The following is a 6,971-nucleotide window of genomic DNA, read 5'->3' as shown; positions in this document are numbered from 1 at the left end:
ACTTAGGTTTAAGGCGGTTGAATTTCATTTTTCAAGTATATGTATATCAAGGCTTCTGTTCTTTTATTGCGTATGTCGCAATAGTCATTTTGGGCTTTTTCTAAAAAACAATGTTTTACTTGCTGGAAAATGAGCTGGAAAGATTGATATGTAACTTTATTTTGGGAACTTAGGTTTAAGGCGGTTGAATTTCATTTTTCAAGTATATGTATATCAAGGCTTCTGTTCTTTTATTGCGTATGTCGCAATAGTCATTTTGGGCTTTTTTCTAAAAAATAATGTTTCACTTGCTCGAAAATGAGCTGGAAAGATTGATATGTAACTTTATTTTAGAAATTTAATGTTAAGGCAGTTTAATTTTATTTTTCAAGTCTAGATATATCATGGTTTATGTTCTTTTATTGCGTATGCCGCAATAGTTATTTTTGGCTTTTTTCTAAAAAATAATGTTTTACTTACTCGGAAATGAGCTGGAAAGATTGATATCTAAATATCAACCCTCATTAAAATAGGCACTTACACAACCGGAAAAAAGTTCTTCTCTCTCCAGAGACAATCTCTCAAATTTCCCCTAGCTCAGGTGTTCCCTGTTCCCTCATAAGCCAGATTTGTGGGTATTCAACTAGACATAACAAAACTTGATTTGTTGAATTTTAATATTAACTAGATTTGATTTGAAAAGGTAAATCTAGATATATCTAAAAACGTAAGCATTTCCTGCGGAATGCTGCGCAAACAGCCGTCAGCTATTAGCTATCAGCTATTAATTTTGAGGAAGATAAAAGCAACCTTTGAAATTGAGGAAAGAATAAAAATTACTGTTCAATAATTGATAATTGATAATGGATAATTGATAATTACCTCTCCCTAAAAGGAAGAGGATTGAATAAAAGGAAAAAATTTATTTTTTTTCCCTTGAAAGGGGAGGCTTTAAACCTGAATTATTTAATTATTTAATTATTTAATTATTAATTATTCGGTAAAGTCCCCTGACTAAACCTTAGAAGTAATTAGGGTTTGCGTATGGAAAGTCTTTTTGCTGGGGTAGGAGACAGAAGAAATGGTAATGAGCGAGGAGGTAGGAGTAAGAATTGTAACAGTGATTTTTCTGCCCAACTATGCGCCTAAAATACTAACTTTTTGAGCGTTTTAGACGTGATACCATACACTTTTTTCGAGCCCAAAAAGGCACTTGTCTTTATATGTCAATGCTTTTAGATTTAATTAGCCAGCCCTAATTACTTATTACTAATTGCTGATAGCTGACTGCTAATAGCTTAATGCTTACCTAAAAACTTTGTTCTTTTATTGCGAATAGGGCAATATAGCTCTTCCCAGAAAGCGTGAAGTATACTTTAAGTCTTGAGCTTATTTATTTATTCTTTTACTTAACTACTGTTGCTATATCTCAGTAGAGTCAGAAAAACTAATGAAAGTAAAAATACGGATACTAATTTCTCTATTCGTAAACATTTTCCTCCTATTCCTTCTTCTTTATTCTGGTTCTTTCTTCCCTCCTGACTCCTGACTCCTGACTCCTGACTCCTCCATTAAAAAACTGTAAATTTTTTGTGGTTCTAAATCCTGCATAACTGTCAATAATTCAGTCATTTTAAAACTCTGACGCTGGAGCTGTACTTGTAAAGTAGTCATAGGATCGGAACCAGAAGCGATGAGAAATTCCAACTTTGAAATATTCGGCCATTTACCTATTTCTGTTAATATTTTAGCGATCGCCTCCAAATAAGGATGATTTGATTGTTGATACCATTCAGATGTAATTAATGTTGCTTTTTCTAAACCAAAATTAACTATTAAAGGTGCTTGAGCAAAAACCGCCGTTGCCACTGCTCTAGTTTCTTCCCGCAACAGAAAATCATCTTCTTTGATTAAACTGCGTAATTTTTCCAAATATTCATAGCGCTGTTGAACCGGATTTTTCAGACTTGCAATATAAGAATTATCGGCAAATTTTCCTTCTGTGTTTTGATAATTCCAATTAATAGCAATTGTCACTAAATAACTGCGTAACAACATATGACCTAATTTTTGCGCCTTAGTCGCCAAATAAGCAGAATTATAATCTGTTGTTTCAATTAACAAAGGAACTCGATCTACTACTTCAATTCCATAACCATTTAAACCTGCTATTTTCCGGGGATTATTTGTAATTAAACAAATTTTCTTCACACCCAAATCATGTAATATTTGTGCTCCCACACCATAGTTGCGCAAATCTGCTGGAAACCCTAATCTTTCATTAGCTTCCACAGTATCTAATCCCATATCCTGTAATGAATAAGCTTTCATTTTATTAATTAAACCTATTCCCCTACCCTCTTGTCGCAAATAGACGACCACTCCCGCACCAGCATTTTCAATCATTTTCATCGCTGCTTGCAGTTGCATTCGACAGTCACAACGGAGAGAACCGAAAGCATCTCCAGTCAGACACTCAGAATGTACCCGCACCATGACATCTTTTTCCTGAAACTCTTCTGGGTTTCCTTTAACAATAGCTACATGTTCCGAGTTATTTTGAGTATTGCGGTAGGCATAAATTTGGAACTCACCAAATTGCGATGGTAACTTAGCAACAGCCTCTCGATAAACAAAGCGATCGTGTCTGATGCGATAACTGATAAGATCAGCAATACTGATCAATTTCAGATTATGAGTTTGAGCATATTCTATTAATTGAGGTAACCTTGCCATGGAACCGTCTGGGTTTTGAATTTCACAAATAACTCCCGCTGGATATAAACCTGCTAATCTAGCTAAGTCAACAGAAGCTTCTGTATGACCTGCTCGTTTTAATACTCCTCCTTCTTTAGCTCGAATGGGGAAGACATGACCGGGGCGACGTAAATCTTCCGGTTTGGTAGTAGGGTTAATGACAGCTTGAATAGTACGCGCTCGGTCTTCTGCTGAGATACCTGTAGAAACTCCCAACTGTGGGGAAGCATCAATACTAACAGTAAAAGCTGTTTGGTTACTGTCAGTATTTTTAGTAACCATAAGTGGAATATCTAATTCGTCAAGGCGATCGCCTGTCAATGACAGACAAATTAGACCTCTAGCTTCTACTGCCATAAAGTTAATCATGTCTGGAGTAGCAAATTGAGCTGCACAAATGACATCTCCTTCATTTTCTCGATGTTCGTCATCGACTACTACTACAGACTTACCTGCTTTAATATCTGCTAGTGCAGCATCAATGGAGTCAAATTGAAATTGTTGGTTTGGCTGTTTATTCACAGATAGCTTCCCTGATTTTGTCATTTTTTTCAAAATATGTTTAAAAGTATACAAAGATTATAACGATATACAAAGATTATAGGGTTTCCTAGGCTACGGAAGTATAGTAACAAGAATGAATAAATTAGATAGATAGTTGAGAATATACCTTACAGGAACTTGAAGACTCTATTAAGTAATAGAGTTTCAGATAGAAAATATCATACAATAATTGGAAGTAAATAATATGAAAGGTAGAATTTTTACAGAACAAGAACGTCAAATACTTGCAGATATTATCGTTCATCGTCGAACAGAATTTGGGGAAAACTTTATTAATGAAGAAATTCCCGATACAAAAATTGAGCAGTTACTTTTAGCTGCTTTACTTGGCCCTTCAGTTGGTTTTTCCCAACCTTGGGAATTTGTAATTATTCGTGACCCATTAATTAAAGCTAAAGTCAAGGCATCTTTTGAAAGAGAAAATGAAAAAGCCAAAGAAATCTTTAAAAATAGACCGTTATATAATCATTTTCAATTGGAAGGAATTACCACAACTCCTATTAACATTGCTGTTTTTTATAAACCTTCACTTACTCCTGTTATGGGTCAAACAAGTATGGAGAAAGTTGGACCGTACAGTGTTTGTCTGGCAATTCAAAATTTGTGGTTAATGGCTAGAGCGGAGAATATAGGTGTGGGTTGGGTAAGTATTTTAGATGAAAAAGAGGTGAAAATTATTCTCAATGCTCCTCCAGAAAATGAATTAATAGCGTATTTATGTTTAGGTTATGTCACAGAATTCACAGAACGTCCTTTGCTGGAAATTGTTAACTGGGAAAAGCGTAAATTAAAGGAGGCAGTGATTTATTATGACAGTTATTAAGTAAGCATTCAGCTGTCAGCTATCAGCTATTAATTTTGTCTTGGAATACGTTATTAAGGCTTATTAAGACTGGATATTTTTCACTTATAGAGGCGTTTTATATAACATCTCTATAAGTGGTTTATTTACCTTTAAATTACTGTAAATATAAATTTATTCTGTTATCTCTTCTGGAGAATCAAGAGTATTTTCAGATTCAATTTCTTCAGTAATTTATTGTAGAGAATTATCACTTTCAGGTGAAATAGACTCCACAACTACTTCAGGTTTTTGCTCCATAATTTGTTCTGATTCTGGAATAGTATCTTGTGGAAAATCTTCTACAACTTCAGGTATAGAAATAGTAGAATCATCACTTTCAGTGGGAATAGGTTCTACAACTTCTTCAGATTTTGACTCGGTAATTTGTGCTGATTCTGAAATAGTATCTTGTGGAAAATCTTCTACAACTTCAGGTATAGAAATAGTAGAATCATCACTTTCAGTGGGAATAGGTTCTACAACTTCTTCAGATTTTGACTCGGTAATTTGTGCTGATTCTGGAATAGTATCTTGTGGAAAATCTTCTACAACTTCAGGTATAGAAATAGTAGAATCATCACTTTCAGTGGGAATAGGTTCTACAACTTCTTCAGATTTTGACTCGGTAATTTGTGCTGATTCTGGAATAGTATCTTGTGGAAAATCTTCTACAACTTCAGGTATAGAAATAGTAGAATTATCACTTTCAGTGGGAATAGGTTCTACAACTTCTTCAGATTTTGACTCGGTAATTTGTGCTGATTCTGGAATAGTATCTTGTGGAAAATCTTCTACAACTTCAGGTATAGAAATAGTAGAATTATCACTTTCAGTGGGAATAGGTTCTACAACTTCTTCAGATTTTGACTCGGTAATTTGTGCTGATTCTGGAATAGTATCTTGTGGAAAATCTTCTACAACTTCAGGTATAGAAGTAGAAGGAGTTTCTACTGATTCATTACTTTCTTCTACATTTGGGGTAAAAGTAGGAGTTTCTTGCGGAGGCAGTTTTTCTACTGGTTCTGGTGTTGGTGTTTCTTCTACTATTTCTGGTAAACTGGGAGGCTCATTTTCCTGAAGTGAATCTTGAACTTCAGATTTTTCTGACGGATTGAAATTTTCTTCTACATTTGGTGTTTCTATTGTGTCTAGAGTTGCTGCTTTCTGTTTTTCGGTAGCTTTATTCAGAAAACTTTTAAATCTATCTCTAACACTATTCACAAATTCACCTATTTTTTCTTTTGTTGTTGGTGGTTCGTTTGCTTCGGTAGTTTCTATTTTTGAGGTTGCTTCTTCAGTAAAAGTTTCCTCAATTTCTGACTCAGTAGCAGTAATATCCTCAATTTCTGGTGCAATTAATGTTTCCTCTACTTCAATTTCTTCTGACTCAGTAGCAGTAATATCCTCAATTTCTGGTGCAATTAATGTTTCCTCTACTTCAATTTCTTCTGACTCAGTAGTAGGAATTTCCTCAATTTCTGGTGCAATTAATGTTTCCTCTACTTCAATTTCTTCTGACTCAGTAGCAGTAATATCCTCTATTTTCGGTGCAATTAATGTTTCCTCTACTTCAATTTCTTCTGACTCAGTAGTAGTAATATCCTCTATTTTCGGTGCAATTAATGTTTCCTCTACTTCAATTTCTTCTGACTCAGTAGTAGGAATTTCCTCTATTTCTAATTCTGGAGTTACTCCTGGTTGGGTTTCCTGATAAATGTATTCTGGGTCAACTATACTATATGCTTCCTTCAGTGAAATTTCTCCGGCGATGATTTTGCTGAGAGTATCTTGTCCACCTGGTTCGTAGGTAATTAAGGCAATAGTGCTATTATAAATCTCATTGAGAGCATTACCCTCATCATCAATATATTCTAACTTGATCCAATTTTTTCCTGGATGAAACCCTTGTAAATATATTGACTGCCATTGATCGGTAATAAAACTGGTTCCGTTAACCGTAACACGAATACGCCAATCAACTATTTCATCTTCAGGATCTTCTTGTGCTACTAAGTGCGACGGTGCATTGGTAAGATAATAGTCAAGCAAAATGGGTTCCGCACCATAGTCACCCAAGGGACTATTGTAAGTTAATAGTGGTAAACTTGGAGCAGGATTATTATTCGTGGTTTTAGTAAAAATATGAAAAGTTGTTTGAGCATAAGCACCTTCATTCTTAAAACTTTCATCCCACGGACGACAAGCAAAAACTCTGATAGTATGAGTACCAGCTTCTAAGTCTGATAAAATCAGGGATTGATTGAGGTCATAGATTTTTTTATAAGGTTTGTTGTCTAAAATTACTTCTACATAAGGTCCTAAATCTAATTCTGACTTGAATGTAGGTAGGTCTTTCACCTGGAATTGTACTGTAATAGTATTGTCTTCAAATATTTGGTCTGGTTGAGGACTTTGTATTGTAACTTGTGGTTTGTAAATGTCGATCGCTTGACGTAGTTGTTGAATTATTTCTGGTGGCGAAACTTCCAATATTTTAGAGCTAGAAGTCGTTACAGGTTTTTCCTCGCTAAGTTGAGGTCGCTCAGAGAAGCGATCGCTACAACTGACTAAACCGGAAGTTAAAACTACTACTATTAGAAGTGTTAATAATTTTCTTAGATATAGCAAGTCTAGATGATTTGTCAAAAATCCAAAAATAGACTCTTTGTCTAAAATTCTGATCTTTGTTTCCTGTTTCCTATCTTGATGTCCTAATAGGTGCATCTTTTGGCGATACCTCGTACCGATTTTAGTGCGCATTCCTTGGCGGGTGAAACATCCGCATAGTCCCACTCTTGTTGCCTTGTGCGAGGATATTTTCTGTAAA

At 34.9% G+C, this 6,971-nt stretch carries 3 protein-coding genes; 1 reads left to right on the top strand and 2 read right to left on the bottom strand.

The features are described from left to right. Positions 1-1,494: 1,494 nt before the first annotated feature. Positions 1,495-3,282, bottom strand: coding sequence for a bifunctional 3,4-dihydroxy-2-butanone-4-phosphate synthase/GTP cyclohydrolase II (gene ribBA / locus F6K06_RS03840; RefSeq protein ID WP_287308781.1), 1,788 nt, complete (start codon positions 3,280-3,282; stop codon positions 1,495-1,497). Positions 3,283-3,484: 202 nt separating this feature from the next. Here ribBA and bluB point away from each other — a divergent pair, with 202 nt between their 5' ends. After that, a complete protein-coding gene (gene bluB / locus F6K06_RS03835) occupies positions 3,485-4,123 on the top strand; it encodes a 5,6-dimethylbenzimidazole synthase (protein WP_287239221.1) in 639 nt (212 codons plus the stop codon). A gap of 213 nt (positions 4,124-4,336) precedes the next feature. Here bluB and F6K06_RS03830 read toward each other — a convergent pair whose 3' ends face one another. Further along, positions 4,337-6,904 carry a hypothetical protein gene (locus F6K06_RS03830; RefSeq protein WP_287239222.1) on the bottom strand — a complete coding sequence of 856 codons (2,568 nt, stop codon included), beginning with the start codon at positions 6,902-6,904 and terminating at the stop codon, positions 4,337-4,339. Positions 6,905-6,971 lie beyond the last annotated feature (67 nt).

The organism is Okeania sp. SIO1H4, assembly GCF_010672695.1.
Classification (GTDB): domain Bacteria; phylum Cyanobacteriota; class Cyanobacteriia; order Cyanobacteriales; family Microcoleaceae; genus Okeania; species Okeania hirsuta.
This window is presented reverse-complemented; position numbering and strand designations above follow the sequence as displayed.